At 71.7% G+C, this 20,721-nt stretch carries 20 protein-coding genes, 1 tRNA gene and 1 pseudogene; 11 read left to right on the top strand and 11 right to left on the bottom strand.

Annotated elements, in window-relative coordinates; all coding sequences use genetic code 11:
• Positions 1-174: 174 nt before the first annotated feature.
• The 3 genes and pseudogenes from OGH68_RS16650 to phoU form a co-directional block, all read right to left on the bottom strand.
• Positions 175-720: pseudogene (locus OGH68_RS16650) on the bottom strand (transposase); the annotation flags it as partial.
• A 139-nt stretch (positions 721-859) separates the two neighbouring features.
• Positions 860-1,000: a hypothetical protein gene (locus OGH68_RS16645; protein WP_264244843.1), complete on the bottom strand. Its 141-nt coding sequence runs from the start codon at positions 998-1,000 to the stop codon at positions 860-862.
• A gap of 115 nt (positions 1,001-1,115) precedes the next feature.
• Positions 1,116-1,793, bottom strand: a complete 678-nt coding sequence (gene phoU, locus OGH68_RS16640) for a phosphate signaling complex protein PhoU (protein ID WP_264244841.1) — start codon at positions 1,791-1,793, stop codon at positions 1,116-1,118.
• A 197-nt stretch (positions 1,794-1,990) separates the two neighbouring features.
• Here phoU and OGH68_RS16635 point away from each other — a divergent pair, with 197 nt between their 5' ends.
• Positions 1,991-3,247, top strand: coding sequence for a sensor histidine kinase (locus tag OGH68_RS16635; protein WP_264244840.1), 1,257 nt, complete (start codon positions 1,991-1,993; stop codon positions 3,245-3,247).
• A complete protein-coding gene (locus OGH68_RS16630; RefSeq protein ID WP_053557145.1) occupies positions 3,244-3,924 on the top strand; it encodes a response regulator transcription factor in 681 nt (226 codons plus the stop codon). Before OGH68_RS16635 ends, OGH68_RS16630 begins: the two co-directional genes overlap by 4 nt.
• 85 nt (positions 3,925-4,009) lie before the next feature.
• On the opposite strand, the gene OGH68_RS16625 is transcribed toward OGH68_RS16630, so the two are convergent.
• Positions 4,010-4,687 carry a DUF461 domain-containing protein gene (locus OGH68_RS16625; protein ID WP_264244838.1) on the bottom strand — a complete coding sequence of 226 codons (678 nt, stop codon included), beginning with the start codon at positions 4,685-4,687 and terminating at the stop codon, positions 4,010-4,012.
• Between the two features lie 549 nt (positions 4,688-5,236).
• On the opposite strand from OGH68_RS16625, the gene OGH68_RS16620 reads away from it, so the two are divergent.
• The 6 genes from OGH68_RS16620 to OGH68_RS16595 all read left to right on the top strand — a co-directional run bounded on the left by OGH68_RS16620 (position 5,237) and on the right by OGH68_RS16595 (position 11,669).
• Entirely contained in the window at positions 5,237-5,719 is a 483-nt protein-coding gene (locus OGH68_RS16620; RefSeq protein ID WP_003953493.1) for a CarD family transcriptional regulator, read from the top strand.
• A gap of 324 nt (positions 5,720-6,043) precedes the next feature.
• Positions 6,044-6,781: a 2-C-methyl-D-erythritol 4-phosphate cytidylyltransferase gene (gene ispD / locus OGH68_RS16615; protein ID WP_264244836.1), complete on the top strand. Its 738-nt coding sequence runs from the start codon at positions 6,044-6,046 to the stop codon at positions 6,779-6,781.
• A complete protein-coding gene (ispF, locus tag OGH68_RS16610; RefSeq protein WP_264244834.1) occupies positions 6,771-7,274 on the top strand; it encodes a 2-C-methyl-D-erythritol 2,4-cyclodiphosphate synthase in 504 nt (167 codons plus the stop codon). The genes ispD and ispF overlap by 11 nt, the downstream gene beginning before the upstream one ends.
• Before the next feature lie 156 nt (positions 7,275-7,430).
• On the top strand, positions 7,431-8,828 hold the full coding sequence (gene cysS, locus OGH68_RS16605; RefSeq protein ID WP_264244832.1) for a cysteine--tRNA ligase: 1,398 nt from the start codon (positions 7,431-7,433) through the stop codon (positions 8,826-8,828).
• Positions 8,829-8,928: 100 nt separating this feature from the next.
• Positions 8,929-9,879, top strand: coding sequence for a 23S rRNA (guanosine(2251)-2'-O)-methyltransferase RlmB (rlmB, locus tag OGH68_RS16600; RefSeq protein WP_264244830.1), 951 nt, complete (start codon positions 8,929-8,931; stop codon positions 9,877-9,879).
• A gap of 155 nt (positions 9,880-10,034) precedes the next feature.
• Positions 10,035-11,669 (top strand): DoxX family protein, encoded by a 1,635-nt coding sequence (locus OGH68_RS16595; RefSeq protein WP_264244828.1) that lies wholly within the window; start codon positions 10,035-10,037, stop codon positions 11,667-11,669.
• Positions 11,670-11,783: 114 nt separating this feature from the next.
• On the opposite strand, the gene OGH68_RS16590 is transcribed toward OGH68_RS16595, so the two are convergent.
• The 3 genes from OGH68_RS16590 to OGH68_RS16580 form a co-directional block, all read right to left on the bottom strand.
• Entirely contained in the window at positions 11,784-12,506 is a 723-nt protein-coding gene (locus tag OGH68_RS16590) for a nucleotidyltransferase family protein (protein ID WP_264244826.1), read from the bottom strand.
• Between the two features lie 135 nt (positions 12,507-12,641).
• A complete protein-coding gene (locus OGH68_RS16585; protein WP_264244824.1) occupies positions 12,642-13,064 on the bottom strand; it encodes a hypothetical protein in 423 nt (140 codons plus the stop codon).
• Between the two features lie 211 nt (positions 13,065-13,275).
• Positions 13,276-14,400 (bottom strand): ABC transporter ATP-binding protein, encoded by a 1,125-nt coding sequence (locus OGH68_RS16580; protein ID WP_264244822.1) that lies wholly within the window; start codon positions 14,398-14,400, stop codon positions 13,276-13,278.
• A gap of 178 nt (positions 14,401-14,578) precedes the next feature.
• On the opposite strand from OGH68_RS16580, the gene OGH68_RS16575 reads away from it, so the two are divergent.
• A tRNA-Thr gene (locus tag OGH68_RS16575) sits at positions 14,579-14,655 on the top strand.
• A 55-nt stretch (positions 14,656-14,710) separates the two neighbouring features.
• Here OGH68_RS16575 and OGH68_RS16570 read toward each other — a convergent pair.
• Positions 14,711-16,102, bottom strand: coding sequence for an NAD(P)/FAD-dependent oxidoreductase (locus tag OGH68_RS16570; protein ID WP_264244821.1), 1,392 nt, complete (start codon positions 16,100-16,102; stop codon positions 14,711-14,713).
• A gap of 272 nt (positions 16,103-16,374) precedes the next feature.
• Here OGH68_RS16570 and OGH68_RS16565 point away from each other — a divergent pair, with 272 nt between their 5' ends.
• A complete protein-coding gene (locus OGH68_RS16565) occupies positions 16,375-16,845 on the top strand; it encodes a GNAT family N-acetyltransferase (protein ID WP_264244819.1) in 471 nt (156 codons plus the stop codon).
• A gap of 59 nt (positions 16,846-16,904) precedes the next feature.
• On the opposite strand, the gene OGH68_RS16560 is transcribed toward OGH68_RS16565, so the two are convergent.
• Together OGH68_RS16560 and OGH68_RS16555 are read right to left on the bottom strand one after the other, a co-directional pair.
• Complete coding sequence (locus OGH68_RS16560; protein WP_264244818.1) at positions 16,905-17,900, bottom strand: zinc-binding dehydrogenase; 996 nt, start codon at positions 17,898-17,900, stop codon at positions 16,905-16,907.
• Between the two features lie 46 nt (positions 17,901-17,946).
• Positions 17,947-19,131 carry an FAD-dependent oxidoreductase gene (locus tag OGH68_RS16555; protein ID WP_264244816.1) on the bottom strand — a complete coding sequence of 395 codons (1,185 nt, stop codon included), beginning with the start codon at positions 19,129-19,131 and terminating at the stop codon, positions 17,947-17,949.
• A gap of 125 nt (positions 19,132-19,256) precedes the next feature.
• On the opposite strand from OGH68_RS16555, the gene OGH68_RS16550 reads away from it, so the two are divergent.
• A complete protein-coding gene (locus OGH68_RS16550; protein WP_264244813.1) occupies positions 19,257-19,925 on the top strand; it encodes a pentapeptide repeat-containing protein in 669 nt (222 codons plus the stop codon).
• Positions 19,926-19,967: 42 nt separating this feature from the next.
• Here the strand turns inward: OGH68_RS16550 and OGH68_RS16545 are convergent, their stop codons facing one another.
• The gene (locus OGH68_RS16545) at positions 19,968-20,468 is read right to left on the bottom strand and encodes a hypothetical protein (protein WP_264244811.1); all 501 of its coding nucleotides are present in this window, start codon (positions 20,466-20,468) and stop codon (positions 19,968-19,970) included.
• Positions 20,469-20,721 lie beyond the last annotated feature (253 nt).

The raw sequence follows: 20,721 nt of genomic DNA, 5'->3' as shown, positions 1-20,721 counted from the left end.
TGTGCCGGTGAGGTGGGCGTCGATGCGGGCGAGGTTGATGGCGGCGCCGGTGAGCTGGTGCTGGAGGCTGGTCTTCGCCAGGCCCCGGTAGCGGGATCTGCGCAGGCCGCAGCGCTGGCGCCCGGCGCTCCCGATGGTCTGCGCGGGCTCGCGGCCGGACCCGGCGATACCGGCCAGCCAGTCCGGTGCCGCCTGCGCGAGCGCGTTCAACGCCGACCGCAAGGTCTTTGCCACCATCTCCGGCCAGCACAGCTCACGCGCCGCCGACAGCACGTGGGTGGAGTCCGTCCGAGCGCGGCCTGCCCTCTTGAGCAGCCCTTTCTCCCGGGCTGCGGCCAAGACACCATCCAGCACCCGCCGCCCGCCGTCCGCCTGGGCCAGCCGGCCTCTTAACTCCGACAGCACCGAGAAATCGAAGCCCGGATCGTCCAGTTCCAGCCCGAGCGCGTACTTGACATCGATCCGCGCCCGCACCGCCTCTGCCGCCTGCCGGTCGGTCAGCCCCTCCACGAACTGCCACACCGACACCAGCGCCAGCCCGGCGGGCGACCAGGCAGGACGCCCCCGAGCGGGAAAGAGATCCGCGAACTCCTCATCCGTGAACAGCGGCCCCAACTCATCCCGCAGCCGGATCGCCGGACTCCCCTTCGGGAACGCGGCCCGCGCCACCCGCACCGTCTCCGCCGGGATCTCCCCAGACCCCTTCGGATGCATCGACATCCGCACCCACCCCATACGACAACGTCGGCCTTCAAGACCACAACCGGGTCTCGAAGGCCGACGTCACGCTAGGCCCCGGAATTGACCAACAGCATCCGGTTCCGGACGGGGCCCTGGGGTGAAGCGGGTGCGGGTCGGGTCAGCCGCCGCACTGGCAGGGGGCGCCGGACTGGCAGCCGCAGCCACAGCCGGAGCCGCAGCCGCAGGCGCCGAGGACGGGCAGGAACACCGCGTCGCGCGGGGCTTCCTGCTGGGGATCGGTCGTGGGGGATTCGGCCATGGGTCCCTCCTCAAGGGCTTATGGGAATGCCACCATGCCCATTGCAGGACCGCAGGGCCGGGCGCATCAACGGCGCATGCGCGCAGGCGCCCCCCGTACGCCCCCTCGGGTGCCGCTACGCGCCCTCGACCGTGGTCTGCTGCTGGAGCTCGTCCGCGTGCTCGCCCGTCACCAGATAGACCACGCGCTTGGCCACGGACACCGCGTGGTCCGCGAAGCGCTCGTAGTAGCGGCCGAGCAGGGTGACGTCGACCGCGGTCTCGATGCCGTGCTTCCAGCGGTCGTCCATCAGGTGCTGAAAGAGCGCGCGGTGCAGCAGGTCCATCTCGTCGTCGTCCTGCTCCAGCTGGAGGGCCAGGTCGACGTCCTTGGTGATGATGACCTCCGCGGCCTTCGCCATCAGGCGCTGCGCCAGCTGTCCCATCTGCAGGATCGTGGCGTGCAGGTCGTCCGGTACGGCGCGGTTCGGGAAGCGCAGCCGGGCCAGCTTGGCCACGTGCTGGGCCAGGTCGCCCGAGCGCTCCAGGTCGGCGCTCATCCGCAGTGACGTCACGACGATCCGCAGATCCGTGGCGACGGGCTGCTGCCGGGCCAGCAGGGCGATCGCACGCGCCTCCAGCTCGTGCTGGAGGTCGTCGACCTTCTGGTCGGCGGCGATCACGGTCTCGGCCAGCTTCAGGTCGGCGTCGAGCATGGCCGTGGTGGCGCGCCCGATCGCCGACCCGACCAGCCGGGCCATCTCGACCAGGCCCTCGCCGATCGAGTCCAGTTCCTCGTGGTACGCGTCCCGCATGGTGTCCCTCTCTTGATGCGACCGGGGTCCGGGTGGGGCTCCGAACCCCCACGCTCCCACGTTCGGCCGGTCAGGCGTCCGTGGGCTCCCTCCCAAATGAATCAGCACTATCCCCTTGGTGAACTCTGAGCGACGACTGTTCGAGGTGCCACCCGTTTGGCTGGGAGAGTGCCCCGAGGCCCGCATAACCTGAATGCATGGACGTGAACGCGGCGGTTGCCGCAGCAGCAGCGATCGCCGGTCTCTGCACCGGTGTCATCGCCATGCTGGCGTTCCGCTGGAGCGAGCGCGAACAGAGCCGCCCCACCCGGAGTTCGCTGCACACCGACGCCGTGCTGCCGCCCGGTGTCGACACCGTCCTGTCCGTCCTCAGAAGCTCCGCGGTGGTCCTCGACGAGTCCGACTCCGTGGTCAAGGCCAGCTCCGCGGCGTACGCCCTCGGCCTGGTGCGCGGCGGGAAGCTCGCCGTCGAGCCGATGCTGCACATGGCCCGCGACACCCGTCGCGACGGTGAGATACGGCAGGTCGAGCTGGATCTGCCGCGCCGCGGCACCGGACGCGGCGAAGCCCTGGCCGTCTCCGCGCGCGTCGCGCCCCTCGGTTCCCGGCTGGTCCTGCTCCTGGTCGAGGACCTGACGGAGGCCCGCCGTATAGAGGCGGTACGGCGCGACTTCGTCGCCAACGTCAGCCATGAGCTCAAGACCCCGGTCGGAGCGCTCGCCCTGCTCTCCGAGGCCGTCATGGACGCCTCCGACGATCCCGAGGCGGTCACCCGCTTCGCCGGCCGTATGCAGATCGAGGCGACCCGGCTCACCAACCTCGTACAGGAGCTCATCGACCTCTCGCGGGTCCAGAACGACGACCCGCTGGAGGACGCCGAGCCCGTGCGGGTGGAGGAGCTCGTCGCGGAGGCCATCGACCGCTCCCGGCAGCCGGCCTCCGCCAAGCAGATCACCATGGCCGCGGGGGCCGCCTCCGACCTGCGGATATGGGGCAACCGCGGCAAGCTCGCCGCCGCCCTCGGCAATCTCGTCGAGAACGCCGTCAACTACTCCCCGGCCCGCACCCGCGTCGGCATCTCCGCCCGCCGGGTCAGCGCACCCGGCGGAGATTTGATCGAGATAGCCGTCACCGACCAGGGCATCGGTATCTCGGAGAAGGACCGCGAGCGGATCTTCGAGCGGTTCTACCGCGTCGACCCCGCCCGTTCCCGCGCCACCGGAGGCACCGGCCTCGGGCTGGCCATCGTCAAGCACGTGGCCGCCTCGCACGGCGGGGAGGTCACGGTGTGGAGCTCCGAGGGACAGGGCTCCACGTTCACCCTGCGGCTGCCAGAGGCGGGCGCAGCGAAAGACCGCGCAACCACCGGCCGGGATCGCGTCGACGAGGACGACGACCGGCCTTACGACACCGATCCCAACAGCGAGATCCCTGCCCCGGAGGTCCTTCCGTGACCCGAGTGCTCGTCGTCGAGGATGAGGAATCCTTCAGCGACGCCCTGTCCTACATGCTCCGCAAGGAGGGCTTCGAGGTCGCGGTCGCGACCACGGGCCCCGACGGACTCGACGAGTTCGAGCGCAACGGCGCCGACCTCGTGCTCCTCGACCTGATGCTGCCCGGCCTGCCGGGCACCGAGGTGTGCCGCCAGCTGCGGGGCCGCTCGAACGTGCCCGTGATCATGGTGACCGCCAAGGACAGTGAGATCGACAAGGTCGTCGGGCTGGAGATAGGAGCCGACGACTACGTCACCAAGCCCTTCTCCTCGCGGGAGCTGGTCGCCCGCATCCGCGCGGTGCTGCGCCGCCGCGGCGAGCCGGAGGAGGTCACGCCCGCCGCCCTGGAGGCCGGGCCGGTGCGGATGGACGTGGACCGTCACGTCGTGACCGTCTCGGGCGGCAAGGTCGACCTTCCGCTGAAGGAGTTCGACCTGCTGGAGATGCTGCTGCGCAACGCGGGCCGGGTGCTGACCCGTATGCAGCTGATCGACCGGGTGTGGGGCGCGGACTACGTGGGTGACACGAAGACCCTCGACGTCCATGTGAAGCGTCTGCGCGCCAAGATCGAGCCGGACCCGGGTGCGCCGCGCTACCTGGTGACGGTCCGCGGTCTGGGGTACAAGTTCGAGCCGTAGGCCGCCCCGACGGGCCATGGGTACGTGACAGGGGGCGCTCGCCGTGTCGGCGAGCGCCCCCTGTGCGTGCGTACCCGGGTGTCTGTCAGTGACCGGCGGAGTGCGACGCGGACGCTGCGTCGGACGGGGCGGCCTCGCCCTCGCCGCCGGCGGCCTCGGTGTCCGCCGGGGCGGTCTCCGTGCCGGCCGGGCTGTCCGTCGGCGACGCGGAGGGGCTGCCGGACGGGGACTGCGCGGGCGGGCTCGGCAGCTCGCTCGGGCCCCAGCTCCGGAAGTAGTTCGTCGCCGGGAAGACCTGGGCCCTCACGGGCACGTCACCGGTCTCGCTGAACCGGAAGACGACCTCGCGCACGACGCCGTGGTTGATCTCCTTGTTGCCGTTCTCGATGACGGCGGACGCGTTGCCCTCGCCACCGATGACGACGCTGCCCTGCGCGGGGACGGTGATCGCGCCCGAGCCGTCGGCAGGGTTCAGCTTCACCGTGGCCCGGGAGCCCGGCAGCTCGATCGATTCGAGGGTCTGCGGCTTGCTGCCCTCGTTGAAGATCGTGAGGCTCACGGCCGCCGGGCCCTCGGTGTCGGGCTTCGGCTGGGTGATGACGGTTACGTTCTGGAGCTTCAGGCTGTCGACCGTGGTCGCGGCGTTGTCCGGCCTGACTCCGAGGGTTTGCGCGTCGTTGCCCGCACCGCAGGCGGAGAGCGAGGCGATCGAGAAGACGATGGCAGCGCCGGCGAGGGCACCGCGTCGAAGGCTGCTGCTCACGGCGGCGGCTTCTCCTTCTACGTACGGACGGGTGGTGGCTGTCACCGGCTGATTGCGTGCCAGCCCGGGCTCAGGTTACCGAGCCGTCGATCACGCCCCGCACCCGACCCGCCCTTTGTCGGTACCGGTGGAGCGGGACCCGTCGGGAGGGCGGTCCGGACCTGTGCGTTCACATAACCGCAGTGATCAATTTCCGAGGTCGCCACACATTCCTTACGAATACCCGTCGGTGATCAATTCAGGATTCTCCGGAGCGTCCGCCCGTACGGGTGAGCGGCGGCCGAACGGAGTACGGAAAGTTCACCGTCGAGATTCCGGCAAATCGGGACGTTCGGGCGCTTTGGAGGGGGGTGTGCGGCGCGAAACATGCGCGTTTCCGTCCGCCCGCGCAGCGGCTCCGACCTGCGAATACCGCACTCCGGAAGCCGCCCGCAGCACGTTCCGGTTGCTGTTGTCAAGCCCCGAGATATGCCCTGACCTGCGAAAACGCCATTCAGAACAAGCTGTATCCGTGTTACCCTGGATAGCCACGGAAGGGGTACCTGTCACATGACGTTCAAGGTTGGCGACACCGTGGTCTATCCCCATCACGGGGCCGCGCTGATCGAGGCTATCGAAACTCGCCAGATCAAAGGCGTGGACAAGACCTACTTGGTGCTCAAGGTCGCCCAGGGCGACCTGACGGTTCGCGTACCGGCGGACAATGCGGAGTTCGTCGGCGTTCGCGATGTGGTCGGCCAGGACGGACTGGACCGGGTCTTCGAGGTGCTTCGCGCGCCGTACGCCGAAGAGCCGACGAACTGGTCCCGTCGTTACAAGGCAAATCTCGAGAAGCTCGCCTCCGGCGATGTCATCAAGGTCGCCGAAGTGGTGCGTGACCTGTGGCGTCGCGAGCGTGAGCGCGGGCTGTCCGCCGGTGAGAAGCGGATGCTCGCCAAGGCGCGCCAGATCCTGGTGAGCGAGCTCGCGCTCGCGGAGAACACCAACGAGGACAAGGCCGAGGCCCTGCTGGACGAGGTCCTCGCGTCCTGACGCACGACACGCACCACAATGCCGCAGTGCCCGTCGGCACGCTGTGAAATCACCTTGTGAAATCCAGCCTGCCGCCGGGCGCTGCGGCATGCGTGCGGACGCGGTATGCGCACGGCGGTCGCGCTTCTGACGGAACGCGACGGATCGTCGCGCCCGCCGTCGCCGGGCGTTTTGGCGTGCCGGGCCCGGGCGGCTGGCGCAGACCTGGTCACGGAAGGGTCCGGTCAAGGCGTCGCGCCCGGCACTCTCCCCCAACCTACGGCCGGGGTACGCCCAGGCCATACCCATGTCGGCCGAGGAAACAAACCTGCCGGAGTGCAACCGATGTCAGACGAATCGCGCCACCGCCGCACCGCCGCCGTGATCCCGGCGGCCGGCCGGGGCGTACGGCTGGGCCCGGGCGCCCCCAAGGCGCTCCGCGCGCTGAACGGCACGCCCATGCTCGTCCACGCCGTCCGCGCCATGGCCGCCTCCCGCGCCGTCTCGCTCGTCGTGGTGGTCGCACCCCCCGACGGCGCTCGGGAGGTCAAGCGGCTCCTCGACGCGCACGCCCTGCCCGAGAGGACCGACTACCTCGTCGTCCCGGGCGGCGACAGCCGCCAGGAGTCCGTACGGCTCGGCCTCGACGCGCTGCCCGACGACATCACCACCGTGCTCGTGCACGACGCGGCCCGCCCGCTCGTGCCCGAGGAGACCGTCGACGCGGTCGTCGCGGCCGTGCACGGCGGCTCCCCGGCCGTCGTGCCGGCGCTGCCTCTCGCGGACACCGTCAAGCAGGTGGAACCGGCCACCGGGGGCGAGGCGGAGGCCGTCGTGGCCACCCCCGACCGGGCGACGCTGAGGGCCGTGCAGACGCCCCAGGGCTTCGACCGCGAGACCCTCGTCCGCGCCCACGGCACGGTCACGGAGAATGTCACCGACGACGCCAGCATGGTCGAGCAGCTGGGCCTGCGGGTCGTCGTCGTCCCCGGCCACGAGGAAGCCTTCAAGGTGACCCGGCCGCTGGATCTCGTACTGGCCGAGGCGGTACTCGCCCGGAGGAGGGCCACCGATGGCTTCTGAGCAGCTCCGCCTGCCGCTGGTCGGCATCGGCACCGACGTCCACGCCTTCGAGAAGGGGCGTGAGCTCTGGTGTGCCGGGCTGCTGTGGGAAGGCTCCGACAGCGACGGCTACGGCCTCGCCGGCCACTCCGACGGTGACGTCGCCGCGCACGCCGCCTGCGACGCCCTGTTCTCCGCCGCCGGCGTCGGTGACCTCGGCGCCCACTTCGGCACCTCCCGGCCCGAGTGGTCCGGTGCCTCCGGGGTCGCCCTGCTCGCCGAGGCGGCGCGGATCGTGCGCGCGGCCGGGTTCGAGATCGGCAATGTCTCCGTCCAGGTGATCGGGGTCCGCCCGAAGATCGGCAAGCGGCGCGAAGAGGCGCAGAAGGAGCTGTCGGCCGCGGTCGGCGCGCCGGTCGCCGTCTCGGGGACCACGACCGACGGTCTCGGCCTGACCGGCCGGGCCGAAGGGCTCGCCGCCATCGCGACGGCGCTCGTCGTCAGGACCGGCTGACGGCCCCCGCCCTGCCGGGCTGACGTCCCTGCCCCGGCCGGCCCGGCCGGCGCCCCGTCGCGGGACCGGCCCGGCCCGCCGTGCGCGTCACCTCGGTACCGGATTCCGTCCGGAACGGGTCGCGAGGCACTACCACGCGCCCACTACCCTTGTTGCGTGACCATTCGCCTGTACGACACCAGCGCCCGGCAGATCCGTGACTTCGCCCCTCTAGTGCCGGGTTGTGTCTCGATCTACCTGTGCGGTGCGACCGTGCAGGCCGCTCCGCACATCGGGCACATCCGGTCGGGACTGAACTTCGACATCATGCGCCGCTGGTTCCAGTACCGCGGCTACGACGTCACGTTCATCCGCAACGTGACCGACATCGACGACAAGATCATCGCCAAGTCGTCCGACCAGGGCCGCCCGTGGTGGTCCATCGGCTACGAGAACGAGCGCGCCTTCAACGACGGCTACGAGGCCCTCGGCTGCCTCCCGCCCACCTACGAGCCGCGCGCCACCGGCCACGTCACCGAGATGGTCGAGATGATGCGCGGCCTCATCGAGCGCGGACACGCCTACGAGGCCGACGGCAGCGTCTACTTCGACGTGCGGTCCTTCCCCGACTACCTGGCGCTCTCCAACCAGGACATCGACGACCTGCGCCAGCCCGCGGAGGAGGGCATCACCGGCAAGCGCGACCCGCGCGACTTCGCCATGTGGAAGGCGACCAAGCCGGGCGAGCCCTCCTGGGAGACCCCGTGGGGCCGCGGCCGGCCGGGCTGGCACCTCGAGTGCTCGGCGATGGCGCACAAGTACCTGGGCGAGGCCTTCGACATCCACGGCGGCGGCCTCGACCTGGTCTTCCCCCACCACGAGAACGAGATCGCCCAGGCCAAGGCCTACGGCGACGCCTTCGCCTCGTACTGGGTGCACAACGCCTGGGTCACCATGAGCGGCGAGAAGATGTCCAAGTCGCTCGGCAACTCGGTGCTCGTCTCCGAGATGGTCAAGCAGTGGCGCCCCATCGTCCTGCGCTACTACCTCGGCACCCCGCACTACCGCTCGATGATCGAGTACAGCCCGGAGGCGCTGCGCGAGGCCGAGTCGGCGTTCGCGCGGATCGAGGGCTTCGTCCAGCGGGTCGTCGAGAAGTCCGGTCCGGTCGCGCCGGCGGCGGAGGTGCCGCCCGCGTTCGCCGAGGCCATGGACGACGACTTCGGGGTGCCGCAGGCCCTCGCGATCGTCCACACGACCGTCCGGCAGGGAAACAGCGCACTGGCCGACGACGACAAGGAAGCCGCCGTCGCCCGCCTCGCCGAGGTCCGTGCCATGCTGGGTGTGCTCGGACTCGATCCGCTCGACCCCCACTGGGCCGGCGAGTCCGATCGTGGTGAGGACCTCCACGGAGTCGTCGACACCCTCGTGCGGCTCGTGCTCCAGCAGCGCGAGGCGGCCAGGTCCCGCAAGGACTGGACGACGGCGGACGCCATCCGTGACCAGCTGAACCAGTCCGGGCTCGTCATCGAGGACGGTCCGGACGGGCCCCGCTGGACGCTGGGACCCCGCTAGGGTCCGGCCCTCGCGTCCGCAGCACCAGGCGCAATGTGCCGCCCGGGGACCCGGGCGGCACACTTTCACTCAACGACGCGATCCAGAGGAACGAAAAGTCATGGCCGGGAACAGCCAGCGCAGGAACCGCCGCACGTCCAACAAGAAGGGCGCGCAGGTCGGCAGCGGTGGCAAGCGGCGTCGCGGGCTCGAGGGCAAGGGCCCCACGCCGCCCGCCTCCGCCCGCAAGGGGCACGTCAAGAACCGGGTGGCCAACGCCAAGGCCAAGCACGCCGCTCGCCGGCCCGTCGCTCGCCGCGGCGGCAAGGGCACGTCCGAGATGGTCGTCGGCCGCAACCCCGTCTTCGAGGCGCTGCGCGACGGTGTGCCCGCCTCCACGCTCTATGTGCAGCAGTTCATCGACAACGACGAGCGGGTGCGCGAGGCGCTCCAGCTCGCCACCGGTCGCGGCAACATCAACATCATGGAGGCGCCGCGCCCCGAGCTCGACCGGATGACGAACGGGCTCAACCACCAGGGCCTGGTGCTCCAGGTCCCGCCGTACGAGTACGCGCACCCCGAGGACCTGGCCGCCGCCGCCTTCGACGACGGTGAGGACCCGCTGATCGTCGCTCTCGACGGCGTCACCGACCCCCGCAACCTCGGCGCGGTCGTCCGCTCCGTCTCCGCCTTCGGCGGTCACGGCGTCGTCGTCCCCGAGCGCCGTGCCGCCGGGATGACCGCGGGTGCCTGGAAGACCTCCGCGGGCACCGCCGCCCGTACGCCCGTCGCCCGCGCCACCAACCTGACGCGCGCCCTCGAGGCGTACCAGAAGGCCGGTCTGACGGTCGTCGGTCTGTCCGCGGACGGTGACACCGAGGTCGGCGCCCTCGAGGCGCTGGGCGGTCCCCTGGTGATCGTCGTCGGCAGCGAGGGCAAGGGTCTGTCCCGCCTCGTCGGCGAGACCTGCGACGTTCTGGTCCGCATTCCCATGCCGGGCGGCGCCGAGTCGCTCAACGCGGGTGTCGCGGCCGGTGTCGTGCTGTACGAGGCGGCCAAGCGGCGCGCGTGAGGTGCCCGGTCCGGTCGTTTTCTGACGGACCTCGTACCGTCTCCGGGCGGACCTTGGCGCACCTTGGCGCAAACCGGCCGATATGGTGTGCTTGACGGGTCTCGGACAGATCGGGCCCGTCACGGCCGTGCCCTAAACACCCATCACTCGGTTAGATGAGTGTGGACACCAGAACGCCCCGGTCCGGGTTCGATGATCAGCCTGCGCTGAGCATGGTCAAGGTGGACTGCGATCCCGCGCAGGTCATCGTCAACCACGCCAGCTTCCGGGTGCAGCTCTCCCAGAGCCCGCGCCCCGCTCGTGGCCTGGCGAACACCGCACGCCTCGCCTCCCTCGCCGGAGCCGCCCCGGCGCGGCGCCGGGCACCCGTCGTGTGGAGCGGCAGGTCGGCGCCCGGGGACTCCGGCGCGACGGGGCTCCTCCAGGCCGTACGCAACTCCACCCTGGAGCACGACACCTACAGCGGGGCCGCCACCCAGGTCCTGCCACGCGTCGCGCTCGACGAGACGATGCAGGCCCCGACGGTCCCCGCGCCCGGCGGGCCCGGCCGCGACAAGCCGCTGCTGCCGCCCATGCGGCAGGCGGCCGGCGCCTACGACTCATACAACACCGACCCGCCGTACGACCCGCTTCCCGACGACCGGCCCTCCGACGGCCGGCAGCCCTACCACGGCCGGCAGCCCTACGACGCCGGCATGTACGACGTCGAGCCTTACGACGACGCTCTCGCCAAGGACCGGCGGCGCCCGCCGCAGCGCCACGCAGCCGACTCGGTGCGGCACGCGTACTACCCCGGCCGCCGGATGAACCTCGGCGTGGTGCTCCTGCCGCTGCGCCTGCTGCTCGGCTTCATCTCCATCTACGCCGGCATGGGCAAGCTGTGCGACCCCGTCTACTTCGACGGCGGCGACCGCGGCTCCATGGTCAAGTGGCTCAACGGTCTGAACCCGTGGGCCCTCGGCGAGCCCCTGCGGGACTTCGCGATCGCCCACCCGGTGGGCTCCGGCCTCACCGTCGCCTTCCTCCAGGTCGTCGTCGGCGTCCTGACCGTCTTCGGACTCTGGCAGCGGCTCGCGGCCGTCTTCGGCGCGCTGCTGTCCGCCGCGCTGGTCATGACCGTCAGCTGGAGCACCGTCCCCGTCTACGAGACGCCGGACCTCATCTACCTCGCCGCATGGTCGCCGCTGATCATCGCCGGGGCTCCGGTCTACTCGGTCGACGGCCGGCTCGCGGGCGAGGCCTGGCGCACCCTGGGGCCCCGCTCGGAGCTGTGGGACCTGCGCCGGCGCGTACTGCGGCGCGGCGGTCTCGCCGCCGCTGTCGTGGTCGGGCTCACGATGCTCGTCGGCTCCGTGCTCGGCGGAGCCGTCCGCTCCGACGACATGGTCACCGTCCCCGGACCGAACCAGCACCCGACCAACCACCTGCCCGGCGCACCGCTGCCGGGGGAGCCGGGTGCGCAGCGCAGCTCCTCGGCCACGCGTGAGGACAAGCCCACCCCGTCCGCCAGCCACACCGCGGAGAAGCCCGAGGAAGAGGCGTCCACGCCTCCGGCGGAGTCCGTGCAGGAGACCGGCACGGTCGCCGGTACGCCCAGTGAGACGCAGGGCAGCGGCCAGCAGCCGCCCACCGACTCGCAGCCCACGCCGCCGCCGTCCTCCGGCACGACCGGGCCGACGTCCACGGGCGGCAGCAGCTCCGGCGGTTGGACCGGCGACGACTCGACCGGCGGCTCCGGGGACGGCGACGCGAGCTCCGGCGGTGGCGTGATCGGCGGCCTGCTCGGCTGAGCGGCCCGCCGCAGGCGGCCCGCGCACGACGCGACGAGGGGCGGCCACCGGATCCCCGATCCGGTGGCCGCCCCTCGGTCCGTGCTCCTCGGCAGCGTTCCTCAGCGGTGTTGCTCAGCGCACCTTCGTGTCGAGCTCCTTGGCCGCCTCTGTGAGGTCCTTCGCGGTGTCGATCGCCCGCCAGTAGGCCCCGTTCGGCAACGGGAAACCCGCCAGCCGGCGCTCACGCGCCAGCCGCGGGAAGGTCGTGCGCTCGTGGTCGCCCACGTCGGGCAGCAGCCCGGTGAACGCGGCGGAGAAGACATACACGCCCGCGTTGATGAGATACGGGGACGGCGGCGACTCGATGAAGTCGGTGATGTGCCCGAAGGCGTCCGTCTCGACGGCTCCCCAGGGGATGCGGGGACGCGCCAGCGCGAGGGTCGCCGTGGCATCGCGCTCCGTGTGGAACGCGGCCATCTCCCGCAGCGAGAAACGGGTCCAGATGTCGCCGTTCGTCGCGTACCAGGGCCGGTCGGGGTGCGGCAGGCTCGCCGCGGCGTACTTCAGCCCGCCGCCACGGCCCAGTGGCTCCGTCTCCACGACGGTCGTGACGCGCAGCGGCAGCACCGCGCTGTCCAGCCACTCCTGGAGGACCTCGGCGAGATGGCCGCAGGAGACCACGGCGTCCGTCACGCCCTCCTCGGCCAGCCAGGCAAGCTGATGGCCGATGATCGGGGTCCCGGTCCCCGGGATCTCGACCATCGGCTTGGGGCGGTCGTCCGTGTACGGGCGCAGCCGCGAGCCCTGGCCGCCCGCCAGGACCACGGCCTGCGTCGGAAACGTAGGCGTTTGCATGGCGTGAACGATATGCGGCCCGCCGACCCCGTACCGCGACGGGTGCGACGGGCTCGCAGGCCCCGTGGGGCCGTCTTCCGGGGCGCCGGCCGGGTCAGGGTGCCCAGGGGCGCCTCAGAGCCTTCAGAACGCTTCTCAGGAGCCCTGGGTCTGCTGCGCGACGCCCGTGGCGAACGAGGTGTCGCATACGGGCCGGGAGAACCGCTGGGCACGCGTCGGCCCGTAGCGCTCGACGGCGGCGCGGCCGAGGGCCCGCGCGATCGACATGCAGTGCTCCGCGAGCGACGGGCGCGCCTCGACCTCGCGCTGGAGGCGGGTGAGCGCCGCGCCGGGGTCCTTCGTCTGCAGTTCGGTCAGCAGCCGGTCGCGCAGGACCTCGTGCGGGGCACGGGACTTGGCGCGTACGGACACGTTCTCCGAGGAGGCGGTGAGCATCTGCGACTGTGTGGCCTGCCCCGCCCACGGGACGGCGGTGACCGCGAGGGTTCCCGAGAGCACGAGGACGACAGGCAGAACAAGGGCGAGTGTGCGGCCGATTCGGCGGGCTGTGTGGGTCACGCGAGCGAGCGTAGCGCCCGGTGATGATATGGCGACATTTAGTCACTCACGCGAGGGACGGTTCGAGGCCTCCTTTCGAATCCCGTGTTGACGCGGTGCCGTGAAATAGGCCGAATGCCCGGCCTGTCAGGGTATTTGTCCCCTGAAAGGAAAAGCCGGGCTCCGCACCGAAGTGCGGAGCCCGGCCCGGCCCTTGGGGCCACTGCTGTCCTCAGTCGCTGAGGCGCTCGCCCGTCGACGTCGAGAAGACGTGGAGCTCGCCCGGCTGCGGCACGACGTGCAGCTCGCTGCCCTTCTCGGGGACGCTGCGGCCGCCCACGCGGACGACGAGGTCCTTGTGCTGGCCGCCGACCTCGGCGGAGCCGTACACGTAACCGTCGGCGCCGAGTTCCTCGACCACGTTCACCGACACGGCGAGGCCGGCCGGAGCGTCCTTGGAGAGCGTCTTGGCGTCGGCGCCGTGCTCGACGACCTGGAAGTGCTCGGGGCGGACGCCGACCGTGACCGTGGTGTCCCCCTTGTCGGCGGCGGCGGACAGGGCCTCGCGGGAGACGGGGACGACGCTGTTGCCGAACTTCACGCCACCGTCGGTGATCGGCACCTCGACCAGGTTCATGGCCGGGGAGCCGATGAAGCCGGCGACGAAGAGGTTGGCCGGACGGTCGTACATGTGGCGCGGGGAGTCGACCTGCTGGAGCAGACCGTCCTTCAGCACGGCCACCCGGTCGCCCATGGTCATGGCCTCGACCTGGTCGTGCGTGACGTACACCGTGGTGATGCCGAGCCGGCGCTGCAGGCTCGCGATCTGCGTACGCGTCGACACACGGAGCTTGGCGTCGAGGTTCGACAGCGGCTCGTCCATGAGGAAGACCTGCGGCTCACGCACGATGGCCCGGCCCATCGCGACACGCTGCCGCTGACCACCGGAGAGCGCCTTCGGCTTGCGGTCCAGGTACTCGCTGAGGTCGAGGATCTTCGCGGCCTCCTCGACCTTCTTGCGGATCTCGCTCTTGTTGACGCCGGCGATCTTGAGCGCGAAGCCCATGTTGTCGGCGACGGTCATGTGCGGGTAGAGCGCGTAGTTCTGGAACACCATGGCGATGTCCCGGTCCTTGGGCGGCAGGTGCGTGACGTCGCGGTCGCCGATGCGGATGGATCCGCCGTTGACGTCCTCGAGACCCGCGAGCATCCGCAGGGAGGTCGACTTGCCGCAGCCGGACGGTCCGACGAGGACGAGGAACTCGCCGTCCTCGGTCTCGATCTCGAGCTGGTCGACGGCGGGCTTGTCGGAACCCGGGTAGATCCGGGTCGCCTTGTCGAACGTGACAGTGGCCATGGTTCAGCGTCTCCTTCACCGGCAGGAACGTGCCGGACGATCCGTTGTAAGGGAGTGGTGTAGTCCAACGGCGTGGACCTGCCGTGACGCTACCCGGCCGGGTGGCGTCTGTCAGCAGTTCTCGGGCGACGAAATTCTTGACCATGGTGGTCCGGCGGTTGGTTACACTGCTCTGGTTGCCTCCTTAGCTCAGCTGGCCAGAGCACCGCTCTTGTAAAGCGGGGGTCGTCGGTTCGAACCCGACAGGGGGCTCCACAGCGGCGCGAAGGGCTCCGGACACGAGATGTCCGGAGCCCTTCGCCGTTCGCCGTCACCGGCGGCCGGAGATCTTGTCGGCCAGGGTCGCGAGGCGGTCGGTCGTCGGGGCGTGGGTGGTGGCCTCGCGGTGGTCGGCCTTGCGGTAGGCGGCGTAGAGGCTCTGGACGCCGAGCCAGCGAAGCGGTTCCGGCTCCCACTTGCGGACCTTGTGGTCGACCCACGGCAGGGCGGTGAGGTCGGTGGGGCCCGACTGGCCGGAGTCCTGCTGGATCAGGTCGCGCAGGGTGCGGGCGGCCAGGTTGGAGGTGGCGACGCCGGAGCCGACGTAGCCGCCGGCCCAGCCGAGGCCGGTGGAGCGGTCGAGGGTGGCGGTGGCGCACCAGTCGCGGGGGACGCCGAGGACGCCGGACCAGGTGTGGGCGATGCCGGCGCCGGCGAGCCGGGGGAAGAACCGGACCAGGATGTCGCGCAGCGCCTCGACCGTGGCGGGCGGAGTGCGGCCGTCGTGGTCGGTCTTCGAGCCGTAGCGGTACGGGACGCCGCGGCCGCCGATCGCGATGCGGTCGTCGGCGGTGCGCTGGGCGTACACGTAGGCATGGGCCATGTCGCCGAGCGTTTCGCGGCCGGACCAGCCGATCTCGCTCCAGACGTCCTCGGGCAGCGGATCCGTGACGATCATGGAGGAGTTCATCGGAAGCCAGGTGCGGTGCTGGCCCTTCAGGGACGCGGTGAAGCCTTCGGTGCAGCGCAGGACGTACGGGGCGCGGACGGTGCCGTACGGGGTGACGGCGTGCTTGGGCCTGATCTCGGTGACGGGGGTCGACTCGTGGACGGTGACGCCGAGGGCTTCGACGGCGGCGGCGAGGCCCTTGACCAGTTTCACCGGGTGCAGCCGGGCGCCGTGCGGGGTCCAGCTGGAGGCGACGGCGCCGCTGACGCGGATGCGTTCGGCCGTTTCGCGGGCGCCGAGCAGGACGCGGTCCTTCTCGCCGAAGGCGACCTCGACGGAGTGGAAGTCCTTCAGGCGCTGGAGCTGGGCGGGGGTGTGCGCGGTCTCGAGGACGCCGCCCTTGTGGATGTCGGCGTCGATGTTCTCGTCGGCGGCGACGCGGACGACCTCGTCGACGGTGTCGTTCATGGCCTGCTGGAGGCGTACGGCGGCGTCGTGGCCGTGGAGCCGCGCGTAGCGGCCGCGGCCGGCGATGCCGTTGTAGAGCCAGCCGCCGTTGCGCCCCGAGGCGCCGTAGCCGCAGAACCTGGCTTCCAGGACGGTGATGTTGAGGAAGGGGACGGCCTTCTTGAGGTAGTACGCGGTCCACAGGCCGGTGTAGCCGCCGCCGACGATGCAGACGTCGGCGGTGCTGTCGCCGGGGAGGGGTTCGCGGGGCGCGGAGGCGCCGTCCTGCGCGTACCAGAACGATATGCCGCCGTTGACGGTGTTCATTGTCGTGTGCCGTTTCCCTGCCGGTGGTCGCCTGCGTCTGGCGGGAATCTACTGCTCGGCCCGGGGTTTGGCGACATGCGATCACGGCGTGGTCGACCTGATGGCCGGGGCGCTGGGGCCGGACCGGGACCGGGCACGGGCCTGGACGCTGGCAGGGTGCTGCGGAACGGCCTCCGGCGCACGGAGGCCGGGGAGGGGGAGCCGGACGAGGGGCATGTTCACCGCTCGGACGCCGCTGGCGCGACGAGCGGGTGTCCGTGCAGGCTGAGGCCATGATTCGCAACGCCACACCCGCTGATGTCCCGGTGATCCACGAGATGGTCCGGGAGCTCGCGGACTACGAGAAGGCCCTGCACGAGGCGAACGCCACCGAGGAGCAGTTGCGTGAGGCACTGTTCGGCGAGCGGCCCGCCGCGTTCGCGCACATCGCGGAGACCGAGGACGGCCGGGTCGCCGGTTTCGCGCTGTGGTTCCTGAACTTCTCGACGTGGCGGGGCGTGCACGGGATCTATCTGGAGGACCTCTACGTGCGTCCGCAGCTGAGGGGCGGCGGGCACGGCAAGGCGCTGCTGACGGAGCTGGCGCGGATCTGTGTGGAGCGGGGTTACGAGCGGCTGGAGTGGTCGGTGCTGAACTGGAACACCCCGTCGATCGACTTCTACCGGTCGCTGGGCGCGCGGCCGCAGGACGAGTGGTCGGTGTACCGGCTGACCGACGGGGCGCTCAAGAGCCTGGGTTCGTAGGGCGGGCCCGCTTTCGGGCGTCCACGGGCGTCAACGGGCCGCAACCGCCTCAGCAGTCCTCAGGGGATCAGGACGACCTTGCCGACGGTGCCTCGGGTCTCCAGGGCGCGGTGGGCGCCTGCGGCGTCGGCGAGGGCGTGGCGCTGGATCGCGGGGCGCAGCCGGCCGGTGGCGGCTTCGGTGAGGGCGCGGGTCTCCAGGGCGCGCAGGCCGCCGGCCTTCTCGAGCATGGCGGGGCCGAGGACGCTGTGCGAGGTGATGCCGCGTTCGGCGAGTTCCTCGTCGGTGAAGGCGAGCGGGCTGTCGGACAGGATGCCCTTGCTGGACCAGCCGAAGACGATGTGCCGGCCGCCTTTGCCGAGGAGGCCGACGGCGGCGCGGCCGGCGTCGCCGCCGACGGAGTCGTAGACGACGGTGGCGTGCCGGTCGCCGAGGTGGTCCCGTACGGTCTGCGGCCAGTCGGGCCGCTTGTAGTCGACGGCGAGGTCGGCGCCGTTCTCGCGGACGCGGGCGGTCTTGGCGGGGCCGCCGGCGAGGCCGATGACGGTGGCGCCGGCGTGCTTGGCGTACTGGACGATCAGGGTGCCGATGCCGCCCGCGGCGGCGGGGACGATCACGATGTCCTCGGGGCCGAGTTCGGTGTACTGGATGATGCCGAGGGCGGTGCGGCCGGTGCCGATCATGGCGACGGCTTCGCTCGCGTCGAGGTTGCCGGGGATCTCGTGGAGTCTGCCGGCGTCGGTGACGGCGAGTTCCGCGTAGCCCCCGGGGACCATCCCGAGGTGGGCGACGACGCGCTTGCCGAGCCAGGCGGGATCGGTGCCCTCGCCGAGGGCGTCGACGGTGCCGGCGACCTCGCGGCCGGGAATGGTGGGCAGTCGGGCGGGGGCGCCGAAGGGGCCTGCCGCGCCTTCGCGCAGTGCGGTGTCCAGGAGGTGGACACCGGCGGCCGCGACGGTGATCCGTACCTGGCCGGGGCCGGGTACGGGGTCGTCGGTGGTCTCGTAGGTGAGGTTCTCGGCGGGGCCGAAGGCGTGCAGGCGGACGGCGTGCATGGGGGGCTCCCTTGTGACGCGGATCGAGGAACCCCACTCTTCAACCTCAAGCGCGCTTGAGGTCAAGGTGGTTGCGGGAGGCCGGACGCCGACTCCCGCGAAGCGCCAGTGAGGTGGCTTCGAGCGCGCTGTTGAACGACACCTCGGACAGCAGGCCGGGGGCTGCCACCTGGTCCCCGGCCAGGTACACCCCGTCGCCGCGGTCGATGGCGGGGCGGTCGCGCCAGGTGGTGCCCGGCAGGTCGACGGCGCCGGTGCGGCCGTTCGCGACCGCCTCGCGCCGCCGGACGGTCCGGTCCCGCCAGCCGGGGAAGCCGAGGTCGAGCAGGGTTTCCGCGTGGGCGGTGCCGTCGGCCTTGGAACGGTCGGGGGCGATGGGCAGCTGGCCCTGGATGAGCTGTTCCCCGGCGGGGGCGAGCGTCGGGTCCTGCGCGGTGAAGCGCTCCAGCCAGCCGGGGGCGTCGAGGTCGGAGACGGCGAACGGGTCGCCGCGCCGGGTGCGCAGCGCCAGGTCGATCAGGGTGGTGCGGCCGCTGGTCCAGTGCAGGGTGTCGTCGCCGAGGAGGCGGCGTGCGGCGTCGAGGGTGGTGGCGACGACGACCGGGCCGTGGCCCTCGGGCAGCGTGTCGACGCGCGACGTGGTCTCGATGCGTACGCCGAGGTCCCAGGCGCGGGCGGCCATGCGCTCCATGACCTGGCCCCAGCCGCCGCGCGGGTAGTGGGCCTCGGGCGGGAGGGCGGTGGCGCGGCGGAGGCGCTGCTGGACGAACGCGGCGGACAGTGAGCCGGGATCGTGGTGGTAGAGGGCGACCCCCATGTAGTGGGCGGCGGCGCGGGCGGCCTTCTCGCCCGCTGCGGAGGTGGCCCAGCTCAGGAAGTCGATGTCGACGGGGGCGGCTTCGGCGGGACGGCGGGCGAGCCGCAGCATGCCGAGCGGCGGGGTCCTGCGCAGCGCGCCGTCGCGGCGGAAACGCAGGCGGGCGCCTTCGAGGAGCGGCAGGCGCGCCAGGGGGCCGAGGAGGCCGCGCTGCTTCAGCCAGGTCCAGTGGGGGCCGCGGTGGTAGAGGGCGTGGGGGCCGTCGTTGGTCCTGTAGGGGCCTTCGCTGGTGCGGGCGCGTCCGCCGAGGGTGTGGTGGGCCTCGTACAGGCAGACGCGGGCGCCGGACTCCGCGGCGGTGATGGCCGCGGTGAGCCCGGCGAAGCCGCCGCCGATGACGGTGATCTCCTGCATGGTGTCTCTCTCCTGCTCCTGGTGTCGCTCGATGCGTTTCCACGACTGGGACGGACCGGGGGCCGTGGCGCGTGACATCGGGCGGGCCGCAGGGCGTTGTCAGTGGCGCATGTCACTGTGGGGTCATGGCGAAGGCGCGGAGGCCGGCGGTGGCGGCGGCGAGGGTGACCGAGGTCCGGTTGCCCCGGCTGGAGGCGTTCGGGGGCGGGGCGCTGGAGCCGGACGGGGACTACGACGGGGTGGAGTTCGCGGGGCTGGACCTGGGCGGCCAGGACGGGGCGGGGGCGCGGTTCATCGACTGCGCGCTGCGGGACTGCGCGCTGGACGGGACGCGGTTGCCGCAGGCCCGTTTCGTGGACTGCGTGCTGGAGGGGGTCCGGGGGGTGGGGGCGGATCTCGCGGGGGCTTCGCTGCGCGACGTGGAGGTGCGGGAGGCGCGGCTGGGCGGGGCGCAGTTGCACGGGGCGGTGCTGACGGGTGTGCTGCTGCGGGGCGGGAAGATCGACTATCTGAATCTTCGGGAGGCGAGACTGACGGATGTGGTGTTCGACGGCTGTGTGCTGTCGGAGGCGGATTTCGGGGGTGCGCGGCTGGAGAGGGTGGAGTTCAGGGACTGTGCGCTGCGGCAGGCGGACTTGACCGCGGTGCGGATGAAGGATGTGGACCTGCGGGGTGCGGCGGAGCTCGACATCGCTCGTGGGGTCGAGCGGCTGTCGGGCGGCGTGATCAGCTCCGCCCAACTGTTCGACCTGGCCCCGGCGTTCGCGGCGCAGATCGGGGTCCGTGTGGAGTGACGGGGGCGCGGCGCGAGGGCCGGCGGGGGCCGGCGGGAGGCGTCAGGGGGTGCGGGGGAAGCGGGCCTGGAGGTCCCAGATCACCGGGTTGTCGCCGAGGCCTTCGTGCATGTCGGTGAGGTCGGCGATCAGGTCGTGGAGGAAGTCGCGGGCCTCGCGGCGGAGTTCGGCGTGGTTGAAGCTGAGAGGAGGCTCGTCGGCGGGCATCCAGTCCGCTTCGACGTCGACCCAGCCGAAGCGGCGCTCGAAGAGCATCCGGTCGCTGGACTCGGTGAAGTCGAGCTCGGCGTGCTGGGGCTTGGCCTGGCGGCTGCCGAGGGGGTCGCGGTCGAGCTGCTCGACGATGTCGCAGAGCGCCCAGGCGAAGTCGAGCACCGGCACCCATCCCCAGGCCGTGGACACCTCACGGTCCTCTTTGGTGTCGGCGAGGTAGACGTCGCCGCAGAAGAGGTCGTGGCGCAGCGCCTGCACGTCCGCGCGCCGGTAGTCGGTCTGCGGCGGGTCGGGGAAGCGGCGGGAGAGGGAGTAGCCGATGTCGAGCACGTGCTCGATGGTGCCATGCCCGCCACCACCCGCCGCCCACCGCACGAGCCGGCGCCACCGGCTTGGCCGGCTGGCTCCGGCCCGGCCGCCTGGCCCGGCGGCGGCAGGCCCTGCCCCGGTCGCGTGGCCGCCGGCGGCGGTGTGCGCGCCGGCCCGGTCCCGGCACGGCTCGGTCCAGTCCGGTCGCCCGGCTTCGGGGGCGCGGTGCAGCTGCCCGGCTCCGCGGCTGTGGTGGCTGGCCGCGGCACGGTCG

The sequence above is a fragment of the Streptomyces peucetius genome, assembly GCF_025854275.1.
In the GTDB taxonomy this organism is placed as follows: Bacteria; Actinomycetota; Actinomycetes; order Streptomycetales; family Streptomycetaceae; genus Streptomyces; species Streptomyces peucetius_A.
The sequence above is the reverse complement of the archived record's forward strand: the minus strand, read 5'-3'. Positions and strand labels throughout refer to the sequence as shown.

Coding starts and splice junctions, on each gene's coding strand:
- OGH68_RS16565 (WP_264244819.1), top strand. CDS start 16,375: ATGATTCGCAACGCCACACCCGCTGATGTCCCGGTGATCCACGAGATG.
- OGH68_RS16595 (WP_264244828.1), top strand. CDS start 10,035: ATGAGTGTGGACACCAGAACGCCCCGGTCCGGGTTCGATGATCAGCCT.
- OGH68_RS16555 (WP_264244816.1), bottom strand. CDS start 19,131: ATGCAGGAGATCACCGTCATCGGCGGCGGCTTCGCCGGGCTCACCGCG.
- OGH68_RS16645 (WP_264244843.1), bottom strand. CDS start 1,000: ATGGCCGAATCCCCCACGACCGATCCCCAGCAGGAAGCCCCGCGCGAC.
- OGH68_RS16560 (WP_264244818.1), bottom strand. CDS start 17,900: ATGCACGCCGTCCGCCTGCACGCCTTCGGCCCCGCCGAGAACCTCACC.
- OGH68_RS16620 (WP_003953493.1), top strand. CDS start 5,237: ATGACGTTCAAGGTTGGCGACACCGTGGTCTATCCCCATCACGGGGCC.
- ispD (WP_264244836.1), top strand. CDS start 6,044: ATGTCAGACGAATCGCGCCACCGCCGCACCGCCGCCGTGATCCCGGCG.
- ispF (WP_264244834.1), top strand. CDS start 6,771: ATGGCTTCTGAGCAGCTCCGCCTGCCGCTGGTCGGCATCGGCACCGAC.
- OGH68_RS16635 (WP_264244840.1), top strand. CDS start 1,991: ATGGACGTGAACGCGGCGGTTGCCGCAGCAGCAGCGATCGCCGGTCTC.
- OGH68_RS16580 (WP_264244822.1), bottom strand. CDS start 14,400: ATGGCCACTGTCACGTTCGACAAGGCGACCCGGATCTACCCGGGTTCC.
- phoU (WP_264244841.1), bottom strand. CDS start 1,793: ATGCGGGACGCGTACCACGAGGAACTGGACTCGATCGGCGAGGGCCTG.
- OGH68_RS16570 (WP_264244821.1), bottom strand. CDS start 16,102: ATGAACACCGTCAACGGCGGCATATCGTTCTGGTACGCGCAGGACGGC.
- OGH68_RS16550 (WP_264244813.1), top strand. CDS start 19,257: ATGGCGAAGGCGCGGAGGCCGGCGGTGGCGGCGGCGAGGGTGACCGAG.
- rlmB (WP_264244830.1), top strand. CDS start 8,929: ATGGCCGGGAACAGCCAGCGCAGGAACCGCCGCACGTCCAACAAGAAG.
- OGH68_RS16590 (WP_264244826.1), bottom strand. CDS start 12,506: ATGCAAACGCCTACGTTTCCGACGCAGGCCGTGGTCCTGGCGGGCGGC.